Annotated in this window: 26 protein-coding genes; 7 read left to right on the top strand and 19 right to left on the bottom strand. The window is 63.7% G+C overall.

Going from position 1 to position 21,360, the window contains the following annotated elements:
- Window positions 1-243: 243 nt before the first annotated feature.
- The gene (locus tag RFN28_RS19780; RefSeq protein ID WP_320289001.1) at window positions 244-2,178 is read left to right on the top strand and encodes a putative bifunctional diguanylate cyclase/phosphodiesterase; all 1,935 of its coding nucleotides are present in this window, start codon (window positions 244-246) and stop codon (window positions 2,176-2,178) included.
- Window positions 2,179-2,550: 372 nt separating this feature from the next.
- On the opposite strand, the gene queE is transcribed toward RFN28_RS19780, so the two are convergent.
- The 18 genes from queE to RFN28_RS19690 all read right to left on the bottom strand — a co-directional run bounded on the left by queE (window position 2,551) and on the right by RFN28_RS19690 (window position 15,445).
- Window positions 2,551-3,300, bottom strand: a complete 750-nt coding sequence (gene queE / locus RFN28_RS19775) for a 7-carboxy-7-deazaguanine synthase QueE (protein ID WP_430678436.1) — start codon at window positions 3,298-3,300, stop codon at window positions 2,551-2,553.
- Entirely contained in the window at window positions 3,279-3,635 is a 357-nt protein-coding gene (queD, locus tag RFN28_RS19770) for a 6-carboxytetrahydropterin synthase QueD (protein WP_320260870.1), read from the bottom strand. Before queD ends, queE begins: the two co-directional genes overlap by 22 nt.
- An 11-nt stretch (window positions 3,636-3,646) precedes the next feature.
- A complete protein-coding gene (gene queC, locus RFN28_RS19765) occupies window positions 3,647-4,357 on the bottom strand; it encodes a 7-cyano-7-deazaguanine synthase QueC (protein ID WP_320288999.1) in 711 nt (236 codons plus the stop codon).
- A gap of 325 nt (window positions 4,358-4,682) precedes the next feature.
- The gene (locus RFN28_RS19760; protein WP_347349862.1) at window positions 4,683-4,910 is read right to left on the bottom strand and encodes a GDCCVxC domain-containing (seleno)protein; all 228 of its coding nucleotides are present in this window, start codon (window positions 4,908-4,910) and stop codon (window positions 4,683-4,685) included.
- Entirely contained in the window at window positions 4,907-5,188 is a 282-nt protein-coding gene (locus RFN28_RS19755) for a heavy-metal-associated domain-containing protein (RefSeq protein WP_320288998.1), read from the bottom strand. The genes RFN28_RS19760 and RFN28_RS19755 overlap by 4 nt, the downstream gene beginning before the upstream one ends.
- 9 nt (window positions 5,189-5,197) lie before the next feature.
- Entirely contained in the window at window positions 5,198-5,578 is a 381-nt protein-coding gene (locus tag RFN28_RS19750; protein WP_320288997.1) for a mercuric transporter MerT family protein, read from the bottom strand.
- Entirely contained in the window at window positions 5,575-6,231 is a 657-nt protein-coding gene (locus RFN28_RS19745; protein ID WP_320288996.1) for an NrsF family protein, read from the bottom strand. Before RFN28_RS19745 ends, RFN28_RS19750 begins: the two co-directional genes overlap by 4 nt.
- Window positions 6,228-6,833: a sigma-70 family RNA polymerase sigma factor gene (locus RFN28_RS19740; protein ID WP_320288995.1), complete on the bottom strand. Its 606-nt coding sequence runs from the start codon at window positions 6,831-6,833 to the stop codon at window positions 6,228-6,230. Before RFN28_RS19740 ends, RFN28_RS19745 begins: the two co-directional genes overlap by 4 nt.
- A complete protein-coding gene (locus RFN28_RS19735; RefSeq protein ID WP_320288994.1) occupies window positions 6,830-7,312 on the bottom strand; it encodes a DoxX family protein in 483 nt (160 codons plus the stop codon). Before RFN28_RS19735 ends, RFN28_RS19740 begins: the two co-directional genes overlap by 4 nt.
- Window positions 7,309-8,103 (bottom strand): HvfC/BufC N-terminal domain-containing protein, encoded by a 795-nt coding sequence (locus RFN28_RS19730; RefSeq protein WP_320288993.1) that lies wholly within the window; start codon window positions 8,101-8,103, stop codon window positions 7,309-7,311. Before RFN28_RS19730 ends, RFN28_RS19735 begins: the two co-directional genes overlap by 4 nt.
- Window positions 8,087-8,950: an MNIO family bufferin maturase gene (gene bufB, locus RFN28_RS19725; protein WP_320288992.1), complete on the bottom strand. Its 864-nt coding sequence runs from the start codon at window positions 8,948-8,950 to the stop codon at window positions 8,087-8,089. Before bufB ends, RFN28_RS19730 begins: the two co-directional genes overlap by 17 nt.
- Before the next feature lie 69 nt (window positions 8,951-9,019).
- Complete coding sequence (locus RFN28_RS19720) at window positions 9,020-9,352, bottom strand: BufA1 family periplasmic bufferin-type metallophore (RefSeq protein ID WP_320288991.1); 333 nt, start codon at window positions 9,350-9,352, stop codon at window positions 9,020-9,022.
- A gap of 302 nt (window positions 9,353-9,654) precedes the next feature.
- Window positions 9,655-10,224, bottom strand: a complete 570-nt coding sequence (locus RFN28_RS19715) for a phosphatase PAP2 family protein (protein WP_320288990.1) — start codon at window positions 10,222-10,224, stop codon at window positions 9,655-9,657.
- A gap of 205 nt (window positions 10,225-10,429) precedes the next feature.
- Window positions 10,430-11,200 (bottom strand): polyprenyl diphosphate synthase, encoded by a 771-nt coding sequence (gene uppS, locus RFN28_RS19710; protein ID WP_320288989.1) that lies wholly within the window; start codon window positions 11,198-11,200, stop codon window positions 10,430-10,432.
- Window positions 11,200-11,862, bottom strand: coding sequence for a transglycosylase domain-containing protein (locus tag RFN28_RS19705; RefSeq protein ID WP_320288988.1), 663 nt, complete (start codon window positions 11,860-11,862; stop codon window positions 11,200-11,202). Before RFN28_RS19705 ends, uppS begins: the two co-directional genes overlap by 1 nt.
- A 220-nt stretch (window positions 11,863-12,082) precedes the next feature.
- Entirely contained in the window at window positions 12,083-13,096 is a 1,014-nt protein-coding gene (locus tag RFN28_RS19700; protein ID WP_320288987.1) for a sensor histidine kinase, read from the bottom strand.
- Entirely contained in the window at window positions 13,093-13,776 is a 684-nt protein-coding gene (locus tag RFN28_RS19695) for a response regulator transcription factor (RefSeq protein ID WP_320288986.1), read from the bottom strand. Before RFN28_RS19695 ends, RFN28_RS19700 begins: the two co-directional genes overlap by 4 nt.
- A gap of 121 nt (window positions 13,777-13,897) precedes the next feature.
- Complete coding sequence (locus RFN28_RS19690) at window positions 13,898-15,445, bottom strand: CYTH and CHAD domain-containing protein (RefSeq protein WP_320288985.1); 1,548 nt, start codon at window positions 15,443-15,445, stop codon at window positions 13,898-13,900.
- 207 nt (window positions 15,446-15,652) lie between these two features.
- Here RFN28_RS19690 and RFN28_RS19685 point away from each other — a divergent pair, with 207 nt between their 5' ends.
- Window positions 15,653-16,114: a phasin gene (locus RFN28_RS19685; protein ID WP_320288984.1), complete on the top strand. Its 462-nt coding sequence runs from the start codon at window positions 15,653-15,655 to the stop codon at window positions 16,112-16,114.
- Between the two features lie 211 nt (window positions 16,115-16,325).
- Here the strand turns inward: RFN28_RS19685 and RFN28_RS19680 are convergent, their stop codons facing one another.
- The gene (locus RFN28_RS19680; protein ID WP_320288983.1) at window positions 16,326-17,219 is read right to left on the bottom strand and encodes a LysR family transcriptional regulator; all 894 of its coding nucleotides are present in this window, start codon (window positions 17,217-17,219) and stop codon (window positions 16,326-16,328) included.
- Between the two features lie 217 nt (window positions 17,220-17,436).
- Here RFN28_RS19680 and RFN28_RS19675 point away from each other — a divergent pair, with 217 nt between their 5' ends.
- From RFN28_RS19675 to RFN28_RS19655, 5 genes are all read left to right on the top strand, one after another.
- On the top strand, window positions 17,437-17,832 hold the full coding sequence (locus RFN28_RS19675) for a (R)-mandelonitrile lyase (RefSeq protein ID WP_320288982.1): 396 nt from the start codon (window positions 17,437-17,439) through the stop codon (window positions 17,830-17,832).
- A 25-nt stretch (window positions 17,833-17,857) separates the two neighbouring features.
- A complete protein-coding gene (locus RFN28_RS19670; RefSeq protein ID WP_320288981.1) occupies window positions 17,858-18,874 on the top strand; it encodes a zinc-dependent alcohol dehydrogenase family protein in 1,017 nt (338 codons plus the stop codon).
- A 10-nt stretch (window positions 18,875-18,884) separates the two neighbouring features.
- The gene (locus RFN28_RS19665; protein WP_320288980.1) at window positions 18,885-20,105 is read left to right on the top strand and encodes an arabinose transporter; all 1,221 of its coding nucleotides are present in this window, start codon (window positions 18,885-18,887) and stop codon (window positions 20,103-20,105) included.
- A gap of 79 nt (window positions 20,106-20,184) precedes the next feature.
- Window positions 20,185-20,733, top strand: a complete 549-nt coding sequence (locus RFN28_RS19660) for a cupin (RefSeq protein ID WP_320288979.1) — start codon at window positions 20,185-20,187, stop codon at window positions 20,731-20,733.
- Window positions 20,734-20,866: 133 nt separating this feature from the next.
- A complete protein-coding gene (locus tag RFN28_RS19655) occupies window positions 20,867-21,346 on the top strand; it encodes a dihydrofolate reductase family protein (RefSeq protein WP_320288978.1) in 480 nt (159 codons plus the stop codon).
- Window positions 21,347-21,360: the final 14 nt, after the last annotated feature.

Genomic DNA, 21,360 nt, shown 5'->3' with positions numbered 1-21,360 from the left:
CATATAGGCCGATCACGGCCCTTGAGCAGAGGATCAACGGTGCCTGCCTATCGCGAGCTGGGCGCGGGCGTCCGCGCCGGAAGGGGAAGACGATGTCGGTATTCCAGGTGCGCCGTAAGCCGCTGAAATCCTTAACGTGATTTTCATCCCGCTCGTTTAGCCACTTGGCATATGAGCGATTCCGAGCAGCCTGGCCCAGGTTCTGCCCCTCAGGGGCAAACCGAATCCGTGGAAGCGGGAATCTTGCGGGATCAGCTCGCCGATCTCCGGATGGGGCTCTTCGTTTCGATGCCCATCGGCACGGTCCTCTGCGCCCTGATCCTGGCCGTGCAGATGCTCTCGGGCGGCGGCCTTTGGGCTTTGCTGTGGTTTGTGGCGGTCAGCGCCATAAATGGCGCACGCATAGGACTTGCGCTCGCCCAGCCGGACATTCCCGATGGTGGGCCCGATCGCGGGCGCAAGCCGGTCGAGGCCCGACTTTCTCTCTACGGGATGCTGGCCCTGGCGTCGGGCCTCGCATGGTCTTTTCTGGCCGCGCTGTCGCATGGGTACGCCACCGCCCAGGCGCCGCTCTATCTGATCGTTCTTGCAGGCCTGTCGGCTGGTTCGGTCACCTACAGCGCGTCATACGCGCCGGCCTCGATCAATTTCATGATCCTGCCGCTGCTGACCGCCGCCGGATGCGTGCTGGCCAAAGGCGATATCGAGAACTACATCCTCGGCTTCACGGTCCTGCTCTTTCTCGGCGGCATGATCAGGAGCTCGCGTCTCGGGCAGGCCCGCTTCAAGGAGACGAGCCGCCTCAAATACGAGGCGAGGGCGTTCGCCGCCCAGTTGGAACGCAACTCCAGACGGGATCCGTTGACGAATTTGCTCAACAGGAACGGGCTCGAGCAGGCGATCACGCGGCTCGGGCTTGCCGGCGGTCCGTTCGTGGCCATGCTGATCGACCTCGACGGCTTCAAATCCGTCAACGACACCTATGGCCACAATATCGGGGATGACCTTCTGGTCAGGGTCGCGCGCAGGATAGAGAACCATGCCCCGCCAGGGGCAACGATTGCGCGCATCGGCGGCGACGAGTTCGTGCTGCTCTTTCCCGCTTTGAAGTCCCCGCATTCGACCGGCGAGCTTGCGTCCTTGATCATCGCGGCCATCGCCAGTCCGGATCCGGCGCTGAAATCGGTGCGCATCGGCGCTTCGATGGGCATCTATGTGTCGGAGAAGCCGCGCTTGACCGAGATGCTGCTGCGGGCCGACTTCGCGCTTTATGCGGCCAAGCGCTCCGGCCGGAACGAATACTGCCTCTTCGATGCCGCGCTCGACCACGGCCTCGAACGCAAGCACTGCATCGAGCGCGATCTGCGCGGAGCGATCGAAGCGGGCACGCTTTGCTCATGGTTCCAGCCCATCGTGCGGCTCGACACGCCTGCGGTCGTTGGCTTCGAAGCGCTCTTGCGGTGGCGACACCCGGTTCATGGGGCAATTTCCCCGCCTGAGATCGTCACCGCGGCGCGTGAAACCGGGCTGCTTTCCCTGTTGACGGAGACGGTGTTTCTCAACTGCTGCTCCATGATCGAAGAGCTCGCGAGAAACGGGCGTCAGGATGTCCGGGTCGCGATGAACCTGTCGCCGCGCGAGCTCGAGGCAGGCAATGTCGACGATATGATACTCGACGGCCTCAAGGCGAAGAACGTTCCCGCCGCGATGCTCGAGATCGAGATCACGGAAGAGGCGCCTGTCGATCGCGACAGGGTCGACGAAAAGGTGGAGCGCCTGGCGGATGCGGGCATATCGATTGTGCTCGATGATTTCGGCACCGGCTTTTCGACCCTCGCCTCGCTGAAGGACAGCCGGATCCGCAAGATCAAGATCGACAAGGACTTCGTTCGCAACCTGGCCAAGTCGGTGGAAGATCAGGCGCTCGTCAAGGCCGTTATCGATCTCGGGCGAACGCTGGGAATAGCGGTGATGGCCGAGGGTGTCGAAACCGACGCCGACCGCCTGATCCTGCGCTCGCTCGATTGCACGATAGCGCAGGGCTTTCTCTTCTCGGCAGCACTTCCCATGCATGAGGCGCTGGCCTTCGAGCCGAAGCGTTTCGACAACCCTGGCGCCGCCAAAGCCACATCTGGTGCCGCAGGGCGCCCACTGCGCCGAAGCGGCAGCGCCGCCTGAGCGATCTCGGCGACTTCACCTTGAGGAACTGCCGTGCCACCAGATGGCGGCTTTCGGATGAGCCGCCGAGGGCGGGCTCCGGCCCCGCTCCTTCTCGGTCGTGTGCGAAAACGACATCGATTTCAAAAAGGCTGCTTTGCCCGACTATCTCGGGTGTAGCGACCTGTTCGCTCAATCCGAAAGCAGACATAGTCGGTGAAGGCATTGCCGTGCTGCCCGCCGAGACTGGAGCGATCAAACCGGGGACGGCGCTGCCGTTATGAATCTTTCGGTGCCTTGCGGCAGCACCGCTGGGCACGACGAGCCAAACGCGGCTCTTTGTGGCGACGTGCCGGACGAGGAATAGCGGCCGGGCACGTTAAAGCGAATCCATTAGACGCCACGTCTGTTGCCCCAGGCCAGCACATGCAACTGCGGCAGGACCGTTGCCGTGAACCACCCATCCGCCGCGACCTTGTCGACAAGCCAGCGGAAGCGCTGCATCAGATCGTCGATGTCGGCCTCTTCGCGGCCAGGACCAGCATGGGTAATCAGCGGAGCAGAATTCCCGACCTGCAGATAAACCGGCAGAGCTGGATAGCGGTTCGCCACGAGCCGGGCATAGGCGTAGTCATTGTCGTCAAACACAGTCACCTTGACGACGCGCTGCGTTCCGCTCTTTGCCGCCGCGACGCAATCGTCGAGAGCCTGCCAGTCGGTTGCCATCCCCGAAGACGGAGGCTTCGGGCTGAGAATGAGCCAGTCGAGCGCGGCAAACCAGGACTGTGCCACACTACCTTGGGTCTCGAGGGCGAAGGTGTGTCCTTTCTGGCGGCCCTGTTCGATGAGCGGAGCCAAAGGCTGAAGTGCGGGATTGCCGCCCGACAGCGACACAAGCACCGGCGCGGAGCTCGACAGCCGCTCAACCTCCGTCAGGATCGCGGTTGGCGTCATCAGCGTCCAGTCTTCGCGGAACTCGGGCAGCACCGCATACAGCGTGTCGCACCAGCGGCAGCGGTAATCGCAACCGCCCGTGCGTACGAACACGGTCGGGCGCCCGATCAGCGGACCTTCTCCCTGGACCGTCGGACCGAAGATCTCGCTGATGCGGATGCTCCCCTTCATGGCCGGTATTCCGCCCATGTTTTCGGGGTCTCGCTGATGCGGATAGCTGCGACCTCCGGCCACCGCTCACTGCACCAGTCGTAGATCCACTTGGCAATGACCTCGCTGGTCGTCCGATCATGTCCGAGGACCTCGTTGAGGTGGCGATGATCCAGGGTGTTGTCGATGAGCGCCTTGAGTTCCGAGAGTTCGCGGTAGTCGCGGACAAAGCCGACCGGGTCAAGCTCGGCCGACTGCAACACGACCTCGACTTCGTAGTTGTGGCCGTGCAACCGGGCGCAAGGGTGCTCCGCCGGCAGGCCGCCGATCACATGTGATGCCGAAAAGGAAAACCGCTTGGCGATGGTGTACATGACTGCGCGCCCTATTGCCCTTGCGTTGCTTGGTATTGCTGGCAAGCTTCGGTCCAGTAGTCCGGGTCTTCGTAGGATGTTGGATCGTTTTGAGCAGCGAGGTGAAAGGCCTCGCGCCGCTCGACGCAGGTGCCACAGCGACCGCAATGATGAGCCCCGCCCTGGTAACACGACCAGGTTTCCGCGAAGGGCACGCCGAGCCGCGCGCCTTCACTGACAATGTCGGCTTTGCTCAGTTGCAGGAACGGCGCGTAAAGGGCGATACTCGCCAGTCCCTCCAGCGCGTGGCGCTGCATGGCCTCGAAGGCTTCGACAAAAGCCGGGCGGCAGTCCGGATAGATGAAATGATCCCCGCCGTGGACCGCTGCCGCCACGGCATCGGCCTGTTCCGCCGCGGCTACACCAAAGGCCACCGCCAGCATAATCGCGTTGCGATTGGGTACGACAGTGACGCGCATGCTGTCTTCCGCATAGTGCCCCTCGGGGACCGGGCCGCCGCTGGTCAGCGCCGAGCCGGTCAGGAGGCGTCCGACCGCGGTGATATCGACGACGTCGTGTGGCACGCCGAGGTGCAAGGCACACCTCCGCGCATATTCCAGCTCCTTCTTGTGGCGCTGGCCGTAGTCAAACGACACGAGGCGGGTGAGGGCCCTTTCGGCTGCGACCTTGTAGGCGAGCGTGACGGAATCCAATCCGCCGGAACAGATAACGATAGTCTTCACCAGGCTTCCTTGTTTTAACCGGGTAGGCTGCGACCGGATCGGCTCACGTGCCGATGGACGTTTAGCGGGTCACGCACGAATGGGCGCCATCCGCGAAGCGGACGGAACCCCGTCCACTTTCCGGCGCTACAAATAGCCGGTGTTGCGCCGATGTCAATGAGGAGTGCGCGAGCGAAGCCCCGGCTTACAGCGGATGAATTTGACGACGCTGCGGTGCCTATCTTCGGCGTGCCGCACGCCGGCGACGTCACATTGCCGGCCGAGCGGTGGCGAGCCGCGCATGAAAGTGCTACGCCGACTGGCAGCAGCGGGAGTGTCGTTGTCATCAACAGCAATGACGCCCGCCCGATGCCCCGGACTGCTGTTCCTTCTGTTTCGGCGGACAGGGATGGTCGCCGTAAGAGCAGAAGACGCAGCAATCTCCCGCCAGGGGCTTGAGGAGAACCTTGCAGCTTTCGCATTCGTAGAAGTGCTGGCAGGCATCGGCCGGCATCGTCTCGGTTTTGCGGTGGCCGCAGGCCGGACAGGTGATGGTGCTGGTGAGCTCGATCATTGCTCTTTAACCAGTGCGGCCGCATAGCCGGCGTTGGTGGAGGCATCGGCGATCGCCGCGGTGCTCGTCTTGCCATCGTCGAAGACGACCGTTGCTGTCTTGGCATCGATATCTGTTGAAACCGCGACGATGCCGTCAAGGCGTTTGATTGCGGTCGCAACGGTGACGGGGCAGATCGGACACGTCATGTCGGGCACTGAGAAAGTGGCGGTGCGCTGCCCCGCGGCGGCGGGCGCGGTGGCGAGGAGCAGGACAGCGATTGCGATCGCGATGTGCATGGGGATCTCCTACAGATTGAGCTGTCCGTAGACGTCGACAGCGGCGGCCGACGCTGCAATGAGGCTCGCGACCAACAGGATACATCGGGTGGAACGGCGATAAGCGGGATTGGCGCAAAGCGAGCCCGCAAGGCAGGCAGCTTCGTTGCGTCGGTAGCGCCACAATCCGAGGCCGATGGAGACGACCGCCACCGTGAGGAAGTATGGCTGATAGGGCGCCAGCGCAGTGAGATGGGCAATCCAGGCGCCGCTGATTCCCGCGAGCGCGAAGGCGAGGGGGAGGATACAGCAGGCGGAGGCGAGGAGACCTGCCGAAAGGCCGCCAAGAGCGAGCGACAGCGCAGCCCGCGATGTCGTTGAATTGCTGCCGATGGGCGACGGTCCGATCATTGCGACATCTCCACGCGGCTCGACAGGAACAGGTTGATGGCGGCGCCCGACAGCATGATCAACAGTCCGGTGCCGAGATTGAACATCAGAATCTCGACGCTGGCGTCGATCGGATGGAACAGGGTCAGCGCCGTTGCGGTAATTCCAGCCACGGAAAGACTTGCGGCGAATATCACCGGCGCCGGGTTGAAACTGGCGGCATGGCGGAGCATGAGGCCCAAGGCGAGTGACAACGGCAGGCTGGTCAGCACCAAAGTGGCAATGCACGAAACAGTCTCGCCGGGGGACGCGCCGCCGGGAGCCATTGGTATCCAGAAACTCAGGCACTGATAGCCGATCGAGAAAAGCCACAGGGCAAGCGCCGGGAAAGGCAGCCACAGCCAGTGACGTGAGCGGCCGGGGAGGCTGACTAGGAATGCCGCGACTGCGGCAAGAACGCCGGTGAAGAGAGCCCCCGCAAGGCTCAAGGCGAAGCGGATTTCCGCCAGGCGAACGAGCAGCCCCGGCCGCCAGCCATGCGCGGCAGCAATCATGGCGAGGATCAATGCAGCCAGCAGCAGGAAACCGGTGGCGCGCACCAACGGCGGACGAAGCCGCCTGACCGGCCTCAGATTGGTGGTAAGCGCGGAGATGAGTTCATCCGTGGGGGTCATGGCTCACTCCCGCCGGAGAAGAATCGCCGCAGGCGCTGGACGGCGCGGTGCGTTGCGACTTTCAGCGCCGCCACGCTCGTCCCGCTCGCCGCCGAGGCTTCCTTCAGCGACAGCCCTTCGATCTTGGTGAGCAGCACGGCTTCACGCTGTCCCGGAGGAAGGCGCTCGAGCGCCGCGGCAATCTCATGGATATTCGTCATGTCCTCAAGGTTCGTGGGCTGGTCGGCAAAAGTTTCGTGCGCAGGTTCAAATTCCGTTTCGAAGGCCCGACGGCGACCTTGGCGGCGCAGGCGGTCGATCAGCCTGCGTCTGGCAATGGCTGTGAGCCAGGGACCGAAGGGCCGCGCCGGATCATAGGTCCGACGCACGGCGTGCAAGGTAAGCAGGATATCCTGCACCGCATCCTCGACATCGCTGGGATTGCGGTGACAGCGCGCCGCGTGGGCGCGGAGGTAAGGCGTGATGCTCTCGAGGAGCCGCCGGTAGGCATTGGCATCGCCGTCCTGGGCCCTTGCCATGAGGATCGACCAATCCAGCTCTCGCACTTGCGGCGAGGGAGCAGCCGCCCCCCGCACAAGCTTCAGCACCGGTTTGGTGGTCATTGCCGGGATGCCTCCGAAGCAAATCGTAAGGCTATCAGCCGGTCGAGGGAAATAGGCCCGGCGCCCAGAGCCATGATCGAGATTGCCATGGCGGCCCAGGGCAGATGGAAGTTGGCCCAGCCGTCGGGCACCACAAGTTGGATGACACCGGTCATGACGAGCATCGCCAGCGCGGCGAAGCGGGTGGCGAGGCCCAGGACCAGCAGCACCGGCAAAGTGAGCTCGGCGGTTGCCACAAGATAGGCTACGGCATCGGGCATGGGGAACCCGTACTCGGCGCCGAAGATGTGCAACTTGAACTCCTCTTCGAACAGATAGGTGGTGCTATCCGAAATCTGCAGGAAGCCGTCCCAGCGCGTGAGGCCGGAGCGGAAAAACGGTACCGCAAGTGCGGCTCGCAGAAACAGCGGCGCCACAGCCATGGCGACAGAGGAAAGCCGCCTTGTCAGCGTACGGACCAGTTCGGGGGCTGAAGTCATGATGGCTCCCCTCCGGCCTCTTGTTCGAGGCTCCAACCGATGAAAGCGCCGGCTTCGATCAGTCCGGCCAGCGTCGCGCTGAGATCGAAGTCGATTGTGACCTCAAGCGCGGCGATAGCTGCGGCCACCACTGGCCTGCCGGCGCCCAGGCACGTGACGAGGGCCGCTGCCCCCATCGGGATCTGGTGCACACGAACTTCTGCGCCTGGGCGGATGATGAGGGCATCCTCGCCGCCGGCATCGAGATCGACATATGCGGGCTCGCCGCCCGCTATGTTCATCCGCCAGATGGCGAGGGCGGGAAAGCGCGATTGCGTAACGCGCAGCGAAGGATGGAGCGCCAGCCTGACCTGGGCGAGGCGGTCCTGATCGATGGCGAGGAGATCGGCAGCGGTAAGCGGTTCCGCATCGGCTGCGTGATAGGCCTCGATCCAGGCGCGCTCGATCCTCGCCACATCGGCGAGATAGGGCAGAGTCGCCGCAGGCTCGAATCCATCAATGAATTCCGGGAAGCCCGCGCCGTAGCCCAGCATGATGGGGGACCGCGGCGGATGGGTTGTTGTAAATTGCCCCGCCATGGCGCGGAAGAATTCGTCTCCGACGATACGATGAACCGCCGGGTAGTTTTCCTTCAATGTCTCGATGAGGCCGGCCACGACGTTGTTGCGATAGACCGCAAAGCGGCGCGGACTTGGTAAGCCATCGGGGCCTACAAGGCCCGGCGGCGTGGCCCGCGCCGCATCGAGCAGGGCCATGGCGAAATCCTGCTGCCGTTCAGCCAGTCCCTGCAAGGCGCACCTCCTGCGGTGTCGCGTGAGATGTCATATGCGCTTCGGCCCGCATGGCCTCCGCGTGCAGTTCGCCCCACGATGGCAAGTCGGCATCCCATTCGATCAGCGTCGGCATGGGACCGAGCTTGCCGATCACGTAGGCGTAGAGCTGCCAAACCAACGGGTCGACCGGCCGGTTGTGGGTGTCGATAAGAAGCGGCCTCTGTTTCTCGTCGGTTTCCGGCGTGAAGCCGGCAAGATGTATTTCCTGCACGGCGCCGAGCGGGTAGGCGTCGACATAGGCGAAAGGATCCCACTGCTGATTGGTCGAGGCGACATGGACGTTGCTCACATCGAGCAGCAGTCCGCAGCCGGTGCGCTGCTGCACCTCGGCGATGAAATCAGGCTCGGCATAGGTGCTTTCGGCAAAGGCGATGTAGGTGGAGGGATTTTCCAGCAGCATCTGACGGCCGAGTGTTTCCTGCACCTCGTCGATGTGGGAGGCGATGCGCCGGAGCGTTTCCTTGGTGTAGGGCATCGGCAGGAGATCGTTCAGAAACGCCTCGCCATGGCTCGACCATGCAAGGTGCTCGGAGAAAAGCCCCGGCTGGTAACGGGCGATCAGGTCCTTCAGGCGCCTCAAATGGTCTTGGTCGAGGGACCCGGCCGCGCCGATCGACAGGCCGACGCCGTGCAGCGATAGCGGATAGAGCTCGCGGATCGCGCGGAGGTAGCGGTGCGGCGGTCCACCAGCCCCCATGTAGTTTTCGGCGTGGACCTCGAAAAAACCGATATCCGGCACGGTTTCCAGGATCTCGCGGTAGTGCTGCGGCTTAAGTCCCACGCCGGCGCGCGGAGGAATGTTCATGGTCGGGCTCCCGGAAGGGCAACGGGCAGCAGGCGGATGGCGACGCCACCCGCCGCAGTTCCTTGGACATCAGGTGATCGGCTTCAGCGAGCCGTGGCCCTTGGGCGTTGTCATGGCGGTGCAGGTTCCCTTCTTCACCAGCTTGAAGGCATTGCCCTGGTAGTCCTTGGTGGACGTGCCCGCGCAGGTGGTTCCAGCGCCCGCATAGCAGTCGTTATGGCCCTTCAGCGCCACGCCGAAGCACTTCTCCATCTTGCCGGAAGCGACCTCCTTTTTGGTCATCTCCCGCATCTTCATCATTTCTGCCTCGCTCATAGCGGCCGATGCGGAGCCTATGGCAGCGGCGCCAATGGCTGCGGCAAAGGCACTGGCAACGGCAGCGGAAATCAGGCGGTTTGACATGCTGGTCCTCCAATGGGCGTTATCGCAAGAACCTTCTCTCCCGGTGCTGCCGGAAGCCGCAGGTTCTTCTGGAAGTTCGCCATGGCACCGATGGAGGTTACGCCGGTTCCGATCGCTATGGTTCACGAAACCGTGTAGTCCGGCGGGTGGGTGATCGGAGGCGCTGATCGCGAGGATGACGGCGGAGCAGGAGCGACGATGCCGACGATCGGAACGGATTCCGACAAGGCGAGCCGCAGCGCCGCCGCATAGGCGAAAATGGGTGTGCTGCGATGAACGCGGTTATGGTGGCGAGAAGGACGTCACGAATCCAAAAGCGCCTCCAGGCGGCCGATGATCCATTGATCGGCTCGCGCTCCCTTCCGAAAGAGAGCGCGGACCAGCATGGCCGCGAAGATTCCGGTCAGGGCACCGCCCAGAACATCGCTCACGTAGTGCGTGCCGATATAGACACATGAAACCATCACCAGAAGTGCGGCTGCCAGAAACCAGAGCCCGGGCTTCCGCATTCCGTGCAACAGAAAGGCGGCCGCGATTGCGGCGGCCGCCGTCGCATGATCGGAGGGAAACGAGGGATTGGCACTGCGGGCGATCAGGAGATGCGTGACGCCGGCGTCATAAGGGCTCATCCGATGCACGAACAGCAGGATAAGCTGGTTGAAGGCCAAACCGAGCAGGAAGGAGAAGCCGGCGGCGAGGAGCACATGCCGGTTATGCTGTCGATCGGCCCGCCGCCACCATTGTCCAGCGACCGCCAGGACCAGAAGCGGAACGCCGATCGCCGAAACCCAGATCATCAGGGAATTGAGCAATTGGCTCGTTCCTGCGACGCTGTTGAGTGCATGCGTTAGCTTGGCATCAAGTTCGTACATTGGTTTATCCACATGCCGCCTCTTCCACTGGATGACGGGCGAACCTGACGGGAGTCTGACGAGCTCATCCGTTCTGCCAGAACCTTGGGTCACGATCGTGCGATCCGGAATGCATCGATAGCTTTCCGAGGCCCGGCTTATCGAAGGTCTCGTTCAATCGCCTGCCCTGGAAGGGGCAGTGCAGGGCAACTCGATGCAGACAATCCTATTTGCCAAACCGGCGTCGCCGGCGCTGGAAGGCGCGAATGGCGCGAAGAAAGTCGAGCTTGCGGAACTCAGGCCAGTTCACGTCGGAAAAATAAAGCTCGCTTCGGGCGCTCTGCCAAAGGAGAAACCCCGAAAGGCGGATTTCGCCGCTCGTGCGGATGATGAGATCGAGATCGGGCAGGCCGGCGGTGTAAAGCCATTCGTCTATCGCTCCGGGGCTCAATTCGTCGAGGATCGCGTCGAGGTCGCGCCCTCGTCGACATTGGCTTCGAATGAGGTTGCGAACCGCGTCAATGATCTCCTCGCGGCCGCCATAGGCGATCGCAATGGTCACGGTAAGCGCATCGTTGTCGGTGGTCCGCTCCACGGCTTGGCGAAGCACGTCGACCGTCGAAGTCGGCAGAAGCTCAAGCCGGCCGACGGCTTTGAATCGAATACCTTGCCGGCGGGTCAAAGCATCCTCGGCCAGCGCGGCAATCTTTTTCTCCACGGCCGTCAATATCGCAGACACCTCCGTCGGGGGGCGGCGCATGTTGTCGATCGAGAAAGCCCACAGCGTGACGGCGCGAACTTTAAGGTCGATGCACCAGGCAAGGACATCGTCGAGCTTTTCCGCGCCAAGTTCGTAGGCCAGTCGGAGCTCGCTATAGCCGCGTCGCCGGGCAAATCGGCGATTGCCATCAAGGATGATGCCGACGTGATCCGGCACCGGACCATCGCGCACCTGACGTTGAAGCCTTTGTTCGTAGAGCCAATAGAAAAGCCGCATCACTGGTTGGCAGCCTCCCCCTGGCCTGCGAGCGCCCGCCGGCGCTCTTCGGGCGTCAGATGGCCAGCTTCGACCATGTCCTGCAGGACGGTCTGGGCACGGCGCTCTGCTCGGGCAGGATCGTGTAACGGATTCAGGTAGGAGGGCGCCGGCAGCGCTCCGACCAGCATTGCCGCTTCGTAGAGCGTCAATTTGCTTGCGGATTTCCCGAAATAGCGGCGGGCGGCAGCCTCGATCCCGTAGGCGCCGCTGCCGAAATAGACGCGGTCGAGATACAGTTCGAGAATCCGATTCTTGCTGAAGCGGTGCTCGAGCATCATGACGACAACGATTTCGCGGATTTTCTGGAGGATCCTCGATTGCTGCGGCGGCAGCAGATTCTTGGCCAATTGCTCGCTTATCGTGCTGCCACCCTGGACGATCCGTCCGGCCCTGATGTCGGCGTAGAGCGCTCGCAGCATGGAAAGCGGCTCGGCCCCGAAATTTCCATAGAAATTCCGATCCTCGGCGGAAATCAGGGCGTCCACTACATAGGGCGGCAGCTCGCTCAGATGGATGCCCTGTGGGGCTGATGTCTTTGATCCAACTGGTGTGGCCAGTAAACAATCGAGATCGGGTGTGGTCCTGACGAGGTAAGCTGTTGCTGGCACGACGCCAAGCACGACAGCGGCTGCGAAGATTGTGACCTTCCAATAACGCATGCTGACAGAGCCTCGAATCGCGGCTCATCCGTTGGGCCTGCAGGGTGCGGACGCCGACCCGTCTTTGCCGATGAATTGAGCGAATGTTGCTGACGGGGGGCTGACGGCGGTAGCTGATGCGCGAAAATTCGGGCCGCAGCGGTGTGGTGCGGCCAAGTGTAACCCAAATCTTTCCGCTACTTCAGACTCGCGATCTGTCTTCGACTTTTACGACCGGCAATTTGACGCGGATTCGCGCCGGCGATCCGGGAAGGAAGCCGACAGAGCCTCCATGCGTGCGAGCCACTTCCCGAACGATCGCGAGGCCCAACCCGTGTCCAGGCGATTCCGTGTCGGCTTTTCGAAAGCGTTCGAAGACTTCGTCGCGAAGATGCTCCGGCACGCCTTTGCCTTCGTCGCTCACCGTAATCCAGATCTCCGGCCCGCCCGGCTCGTTGGCCAGTTCGCTGATCAGCCTGACCTTGCCGCTTCCATGTAAAAGGGCATTATCGAGCAGGTTTCTGACCATGTCGCGCAGATCGTCGGCGCGGCCTTGCACGGGGAGCGAATTCGGCAGGTCGACCTCGATCTCCCGGTGTCTTTCTTCAGCAAGCGGGATAACGGAGGCCGCTGCCTCGCGCGCAATACGCGACAGGTTGACAACAGAAAGATCAGGCAAAGCAAGCTGCGCCTGATCCTTGCGCGCGAGGTCGAGCAATTGCTCCACGAGCCTGTGAAGGCTTGAGACGTCGCTGTCGATCGCAGGCCAATCAGGATTCTGGTCGAGTTTGGCGCGCTGTAGACGCAGGCTCAAGACGGCAAGCGGCGTGCGCAATTCGTGTGCAGCATCGGCGACAAAGCGCCGCTCCATTTCATAGGCTTCCGACAGGCGGTCGAGCGCGCCGTTCACCGCCACGACCAGCGGCCTGATCTCCTCCGGCAAACGCTTCATCGAGATGCGCACACTGGGGTTGGCCGGGCCGACAATCGCCGCCTCACGCGATGCCGACGCGAGATGGCGCAGGCTCCAGGCAATGATGATCCAGCTCAGGGCCGCAGCGCACAGGGTGGAGGAAATGAGGACCAGAATATCCTGGTAGGGTTCCCGGATCGGACCCTCGTGGCGCAGCATCCGCGATGTGGCAAGACCGAGCCCGAAGACAATGAGCATGGACAGGACCAGCCGCCCGCGCAGACTCTCGCGTGACAGCTTCATGCAGGACCTCCGATTTTGAGCCGATAACCGACCCCGCGGTTGACGTCGACGCCGACAACCGATCCGGCGTCGGCAAGCTTGCGCCGCAATCGGGAGATGGCAGCTTCGAGCGCATTGCCGCTCACCTGCTGCTCGAAGCCGTAAAGACGATCTTCCAGCATGTCCTTGACGACGATGCGACCGCGGGCGCGGATCAGTTCTTCAAGAACGGAGGCCTCACGGCGTGAGAGCTCCAGGGGCTTGTCGGCTACCTGAGCGGTGCGCGAGGCGGGATCAAAACTGACATCGCCATATCGATAGGCCGCCTCGCGGCGCACGCCCGGTCGCCGCAGCACCGCGCGGATGCGCGCTTCGAGTTCCGCCAGGTTGAACGGCTTTACGATGTAATCATCCGCGCCGCCATTAAGACCGCCGATGCGGTCCTCGATCCGGTCGCGCGCGGTTACGATCAAGGCTGGCGGGCGGTTCGCTGTTTCGGCCCGCAGCCGGCGTAGGACATCCATTCCGTCCATGTCTGGCAGACCGAGATCGAGGACCACCGCGTCATAGGCCGTCGTTGCCGTTGCAGCCAGCGCATCCTCACCACGTGCAAAGGCGTCAGCGGCAAAGCCGCGTTCCCTGAAATAGCCGGCGATAATGTCACGCATCGCCGGGTGGTCTTCGATAATGAGCAGTCGCACGGAAGCACTCCGGATGCCGGCCAAGAACTAGCTTTTGTCCCTGACATCAGCCTGACCGCCGATCGCGTGATGGCGAGGGTCACAGTGCACTATCATATACGGCCGGACCACACTCTTCCCCTCACTTCCAGAACGGGTGGGCCTCTTCGAGTTTTCGCTGACGGGCCTTTGCGCCGGTCCAGCCATGTTCCGCGCGCGCCTGGCTCGCTCCGATCACCCAGCCGATGGCGCGCTGCGCGGCCGCATCGCCGGCGCCGGCATCCGGTCCTGCCAGCATCGCTTTGACTGTCGCGGCGTCGTTCAAGTCGCCAAGGACCGTCTGAAGCTTCTTCAGCCGCTTCAGGAACGGATCGACCCGCTTTGTCGGGTAGAGCGAAGAGAAGAATTCGGCCGCATAGCGCAGTTTTTTGAGCTGCTTGCGCAATTTGTGGCGCTGCTCTGTGTCAAGCGTCTCAATCCCGCGTGCGCGCTTGCGGACCCGCTTCCACCGCTTACCGAGCGCTTGGCCGGCCAACTTGGCGACCGGCTCCGCAAGCCGTTCAGTCTGGCCGAAATCCTGTGGAACGAGCCAGCCGCGTGTCTCCACGAACTGCGTCAGATCGATGAGGAACGCCTGCACACGCGTCCCGACAAGCAGCTCGCGAAGGTGCCGGCGCACTTCCTTTGCCTGCTGCGAGAGCGAGTTGGAAAGCGCGGCAAGACCGGGCTCGTCCGGATGGGTTCCGGCCTCCCTCTGCACGATGTCGTTCGCCACCACATCGAGATCCCTGAGCTTGCCGACCTCCTGGCCAAGCCAGCGTGCTTCGTCGTTGAGCCGTCCCATTTCCGGGCTCTCCAGCACCGGAGCGTAGACGGAGAACACGCTGCGTAGGCGGCGCAGGCCAATCCGCAACTGATGCGGCCCCTCGGAATCATCCAGCTTTCGGACCACCACGACATTCGTGGCGATCTGATCCAGGCACTCGCGCAGAATGTCGCGCGCCGCATGCTCGGCGATCTCATCGGTATCGATCGCAATATCCTCGGCATTTCGAGGCGCCAGGGGCGGGTCGATCCGTCCCTCTTCCGCAAGAAGATAGCCGCGCGCCGCCTTGGAAAGTCGCGAGAACCTCAGCCCGCCATCGGAAAACAGCACATGCGCGATCTCGAACAATCCTGCCGGACTGCCTTCAAGGAGCTCGATCTCCACTTCGCGCAGATCGGCCGAGCGTCCCCCGGCCAGAATCTGGCCGACATCGACGGCCAGCTCCGCGCGGGTGCCGTCCTCGAGGGACAGTTCGCTGGCGGAACGCTTCATCACCGTCTCACAGACGGGCTGAAGCGGAGCGCCGTTGACGCATTGAAGGACCTCGTCCCGTACCGAGGCATCGGGAATCGCTTCGGGGCAAGCCCGGCCCCCCGGTGCCGGGTTCTCCACCTCACCGACCTGCGAAAGGCCACCATGCAGTTCTGCCCTGGTCTTGACGGTCTGGACCCAGCGCCGCCCGTCGCGCCTCAGTCTCAACGCTATCCCTGCCTTTTTCAGCGCGTGTTCGGGAGTGTCCAGATAGATGCTTCTCAGCGTTTTCGTCGTTGGGCCGCCTTTGGCCAGTTTCGACGCCTTGACGCGCGCCCAGAACTCGCTGGGTGACGAGTCGTCGAGGATGAATTTCAGCTCGACTTCGCTCATGTGACTGATTTGTGCCGGTTTGGTTACAGTCCTAACCCGTCCGGCACCGACCGGCAACCGACCATTGGGTGCGACTTGTGAAGCTCAGACGTGCTGCGCGACCGGCAGTTGCGCAAATTCATGTCGGCTTCACAAATCCGTTGCGACGGTTTCGTACATGGAGGAGGGGGCTCTGTTTTGATGCACTCTCTGGAAAAGGATGGAAAAATGGCCAAGATCCCCGGCAAGACCGAAACGATCGAAAACGTGGAATCCGCTACCTTCGACCCGTCCCAGGCTACCGAGCAGGTTCGCGCCGTCGCCGAACAGGGCGCTGAGCAGGCGAAGGAAGCATTTTCCAAATTGCAAGCGGACGCCGAAACCACTCAAAAAGCCGTTGAGTCGAGCTTCGAAATAGCCAAGACCACCCGCAACGAACTGTCGCTGAAGACGATTGCCGCTCTGCGAGCCAGTGCCGAAGCGGGTTTCACGCACCTCGAAGCGCTGGTTGCCGTGAAGTCGCCGTCCGAGTTCTTCGAGCTGCAGGCCGCTTTCGTGAACAAGCAGATGGAAAATTCCATCGAGCAGGCCAAGACCCTGCGGGCCATGATGTTGAAAGCCACCGAGGACGCGTCCAAGCCGATCAAGGATGCCTTCGAGAAGGCGTTGAACGAACTCAAGGCCGCTTGATTGCTGATTGATTGCTGAGGCAATCCAAGAGCGGAGGTCAGCATCACGTCCGCTCGTCGCGACAGGTAAGACCGGCTTCTCGCGCCGGTCTTCATCCATTCGGCCAGCTTAGTCCGCTCGACCGCATCGGAGCGAGATCGTCCACGCTGTTTTCAGGCCCGAGGCGCGGCCTTGTTGCGATGACCCAACGGCCGTTGTTCCGATTGCGGCCTCAGCTCCGATGCCGCAGCGCCTCGACGATCACTGCCATGGCCGGGGAGAGCTGCCGCCGGCTCGGATAGTAGAGGTGGTAGCCGGCGAAGGGCGGGCTCCAGTCGCCGAGCACAAGCGTCAGCCGTCCCTCGGCGATGTGGCGGCGGACGAGGTTTTCAGGCACATAGGCGATACCTGAGCCAGCCAGCGCGGCGTCGATCATCGGAATGGTCGAATTGAAGGTGAGCTGGCCGTCCACCCGCACGCGCAAATCGCGGCCGCTCTTGGCGAATTCCCAGGCATAAAGCCCGCCGAACGTGGTCTGGCGCAGGTTGATGCAGTTATGCCCGACCAGATCCTGCGGCGTCCTCGGCGCGGGGCGACGGGAAAAATAGTCGGGCGAGGCGACGGCCACGAGCCGCCAGTCCGGGCCGATCCGCACAGCGATCATGTCGCGATCGACGCTCTCGCCCAGCCGCACGCCGGCGTCGAAGCGCTCCTCCACGATGTTGCGCATGCCGTTATCGCTGTAGAGCTCGAGGCGTACATCCGGATAGTCGCGAAGCACCGGCTCAAGCTTCGGCCAGACTGTCGATTGCAGCGCGTGGTCGGAGAGTGTGATGCGCACCGTTCCCGACGGCTTGTCGCGAAAGGCGACCAGGCTTGCAAGGTCGGCTTCGATCTCCTCGAAGCGCGGCGCAAGCGACTGGTAGAGCCGCTCGCCAGCTTCCGTCGGCGCCACGCTGCGCGTCGTGCGGGTCAGGAGCCGCACGCCGAGCCGGGCTTCGAGCTCCTTGATGGTGTGGCTGAGCGTCGACTGCGAGGTGCCGAGCTCCGCCGCCGCCTTGGTGAAGCTGCGCTCTCGGGCGACCGCCAGGAACCACAGCAGATCCTTCATGTCGTCGCGCTGCATTGGGGCGCCTCCTGATCCGGATTTATATCACAGACCGATAAGTCCATGCGGATTATCTCGTCTATTCGAACGAGGCCCGTTGCAATATCTTTCCGACAAGTCGAGGCGGCCAGCCCGCGCCCCGGTCAGGCTCGGCCGCCTCGATAAGGGGGCAAGACGCCCTCGGCAGCGCGGCAAGTTCCCACTTCGCATCGAACGCATCTGACAGGAGATCACCATGGACATTCTTCGCGCAGGCACGAGGCCGTCCGGCAAAGGTCCGGCTGACTGGTTCACCGGGACCGTCCGCATCGACCCGCTCTTCAACCCCTTCGACGCCGCGCGGGTGCAGGGCGCGCAGGTCACCTTCGAGCCGGGCGCCCGCACCGCCTGGCACACGCACCCGCTCGGCCAGACGCTGATCGTCGTCTCCGGCCTCGGCCGCGTCCAGCGCGAGGGCCGGCCGGTCGCGGAGATCAGGCCGGGCGACGTCGTCTGGTTCGCGCCCGGCGAGAAGCATTGGCACGGTGCGTCGCCCGCAACTGCCATGACCCACATTGCCATCCAGGAGGTCAAGGATGGCAAGGTCGTGGACTGGCTGGAACATGTCAGCGACGCCGATTACGGCGCCTGATCCAGATCGAACGAAAGGACATAAAATGCTCGCAACCGTCCTTCACAAGCCCGGCGATATCCGCTGCGAGGAAATCGAAGACCCGAAGATCCTCCGCCCGACCGACGCCATCATCAAGCTGTCGGCGAGCTGCATCTGCGGCTCGGATTTGTGGCCCTATCGCGGGCTGCAGCCGGTCGAGGGTCCGATGCACATGGGCCACGAATATTGCGGTGTCGTCGTCGAGGTGGGCGCAGAGGTGCGTAACGTACGCCCCGGCCAGTTCGTCGTCGGCTCTTTCTGCATCTCCGACAACACCTGCCCGCATTGCCGCTTCGGCTTCCAGTCCTCCTGCGTGCAGCGCGAGTTCATGTCGGGCGCGCAGGCGCCTTACGCTCGCGTGCCGCTGGCCGATGGCACGCTGGTGGCCACCTCCGAGGTTCCGCCGGCAGACCTGGTGCCTGACCTTCTGGCCGTCTCGGACGTGCTCGGCACCGGCTGGTATGCCGCCGACGCGGCCGAGGTCCGCGAAGGATCGACGGTGGTGGTCGTCGGCGACGGCGCGGTCGGATTGATGGGCGTGCTCGCGGCCAAGGAGATGGGTGCCGAGCGCATCATCGCCATGAGCCGGCACGAGAGCCGCCAGAAACTCGCCCGCGAGTTCGGCGCCACCGACATCGTCGCCGAGCGCGGCGAAGAAGGCATTGCCCGCATCAAGGAGCTCACCAAGGGCGTCGGCGCGGATTCGGTGCTGGAATGCGTCGGCACGGCCGAATCCTTCGACCAGGCGCTGGCCTGCTCGCGGCCCGGCGGCACCATCGGCTATGTCGGCGTGCCGCATGGCGTGAGCTTCGACGGCCAGCGCCTGTTCTTCGGCCAGAAGCGCATGCTGGGCGGCCCGGCGCCAGTGCGCCGCTTCCTGCCCGACCTGATGGAGCGCGTGCTGAAGGGCAGGATCAAGCCCGGCAAGGTCTTCGACCTGCAACTGCCGTTGGCCGAAGTGGCGGAAGGCTACCGCGCCATGGACGAACGCCGCGCCATCAAGGTCATGCTTGAGGTCTAAGGTGTTGATGATGGCCGCGACGGACACTGCGCCCGATCGAAGCGGGACGACGGCGGCGTTGGCGCCGATCATGGCGGCGGTGTTCGCCGCCTTCCTGCTCATCGGCCTGGCGCTGCCCGTCCTGCCGCTGCATCTGCATGACAGGCTCGGTTTCGGCCCCTTCGCGGTCGGGCTGGTGACGGGCAGCCAGTTCGTCGCCTCGCTGCTCTCGCGCATCGGCGCCGGAAACTATGCCGATGGGCGCGGCGGCAAGCGGGCCGTCATCGTCGGCCTTGTCGCCGCCGTGCTGGCGGGGCTCGTCTATCTTGGATCGCTCGCCTTGCTCGATCGGCCGACTGTCTCTGCGACTGCGCTCTTCGTCGGCAGGGCCGTGTTGGGCGCAGCCGAGAGTTTCATCATCACCGGCGGCGTGGCCTGGGGCCTCGCCCTTTCCGGTGGACGGAACTCCGGAAAGGTCATCGCCTGGATCGGCATGGCGATGTTCGCGGCGCTGGCGCTCGGCGCGCCGATCGGGTCAGCGCTTTACGAAGCCGGCGGCTTCGCCGCGATCGCTCTCGCCACCATGGTCCTGCCCATTGCGACGCTGCTCGCCATTCTGCCGATGCGCGGCGTCAGGGCTGCCGGTTCCGCCGCGCGGCAGTCATGGGCACGCGTGGCGCAAGCGGTCTGGCTTCCGGGCGTCGGAGCGGCTCTCAGCAGCCTCGGCTATGGCGCGATCCTGTCCTTCGCAGCACTGCTCTTTGCCGAACGCGGCTGGCACCCGGTCTGGCTCCCCTTCACCGCCTATGCGGCATCGCTGATCGCGGCAAGGCTGTGCTTCGGCCACCTGCCGGACAGGCTCGGCGGCGCCCGCGTGGCCGCGATCTTCGTGGCGGTCGAGGCGGCGGGCCTTCTGTCGATCTGGCTGGCGCCCGGGCCGCTCGTCGCGGCCATCGGAGCCGGCCTGACGGGGCTCGGCTACTCGCTGGTCTATCCCGGTCTCGGCGTCGAGGCGGTCGCGCATCTTCCCGCAAGCAGCCGCGGCCTTGCGATGGGGCTCTATACCGTCTTCCTCGATGTGGCGCTCGGCTTCGGCAGCCCGGCGCTCGGCCTGATCGCCGCGTCGGCCGGGCTGCGCTTCGTCTTCCTCGCCGCCGCCGCGGCGGCAGTTCCGGCTTTGGCCATCGCGCTCTTGCTCCGCCGCAAGGCGCGCGTAACGGGCCCGGGAACAAAGCGCGCCGCCGCTGGTTGAGAACAGTCGGCAATTGAGCGACCGTGCCTTATCGATACTTCCGAAAGCACCGGTTGCAAAACGGCGGAAGGGTCACGGCATGCCAGGAGCGGCGAAACTTGCGGAACTTGTCGAGCGGCAGGAGCCGCTCACCTTCCGCTTCGCGGATGACGGCCTGGTGCCCAACCATCCGCGCTGGCCGATGATTATCTATCCCGGGGCCGTGACGCTGCCGGACGATATCAATCCGGCGGCCGTCTTCGAGGATCTCTTCAGCACGAATGGCTGGGGCGACGGCTGGCGCAACGGCATCTACGATTACGTCCACTACCATTCGCGCATCCACGAAGTGCTCGGCATCGCGCGCGGCACGGCCGAGGTGCGCTTCGGCGGCGACAATGGCAAGGTGCTCACCGTCAAGGCCGGCGACGTGGCGATCCTGCCAGCCGGCACCGGCCACCACCGCCTGTCCTCGTCAGCCGATCTCCTGGTCGTCGGCGCCTATCCGCCCTTCGGCACCTATGATCTGTGCACGCGCCCGGAGCAGCACGAAGAAGCATTGCTCACCATCCCCAAGGTCGGCCGGCCGGAGAAGGACCCGGTCTATGGCAGCGAGGGTCCGCTGCTTGCCGCGTGGAAGGAAGGCTGACAGGATTGGCGCAGATTGTCGCCATCGAGCATCTGCCCTCGACGGTGTTTATCAGGCGCCCGCACGCCCCGACGAGGACACCAGGAATGGCTTCGAGCATGGCGGCTGGTCGATTCTCGGCAACGACCCGAAGATGAAGGACATCATCGGCCGGTACATGACGGCCGGATGGTCGCTGCTTGCCGGCAGGACGACCTATGAGGACCTCTATGAAGGCTGGGTCGTCAGGCAGCCGTCCAGCGCGATGACGCAGGCACTCACCGGCGTGCGTAAGTTCGTCGCTTCCTACGACCCCGGCTACGAACCGCGCTGGGAGAACTCGATGCTGCTCGCCGGCGAGGCGCGGCAAACGGTCCTCGAGCTCAAGGCAACTCACGACAGGCCGGTGATCATTTTCGGCAGCGGCCGGCTGGTCGGCTCGCTGATGCAGGGACGGCTGATCGATGAGCTGGTGCTGATGATCCACCCGTTGGTCCTGGGCAAAGGCCTCCGCTTCTTCGATGCCGCGCCGGCTTTGGCAAGGCTGAAACTGGCGGACCAGGCTGCGACCGATACCGGCGTCGCAATCCTCATCTATTCACGCGCAGCCGACGAGCCTACGGCCACACGATAGCACGTCGTCCACGG

It is taken from the genome of Mesorhizobium album, assembly GCF_033977205.1.
In the GTDB taxonomy this organism is placed as follows: domain Bacteria; phylum Pseudomonadota; class Alphaproteobacteria; order Rhizobiales; family Rhizobiaceae; genus Mesorhizobium; species Mesorhizobium album.
Note: the sequence above shows the minus strand (reverse complement) of the source record. Positions and strands in the feature narration are given on the sequence as shown.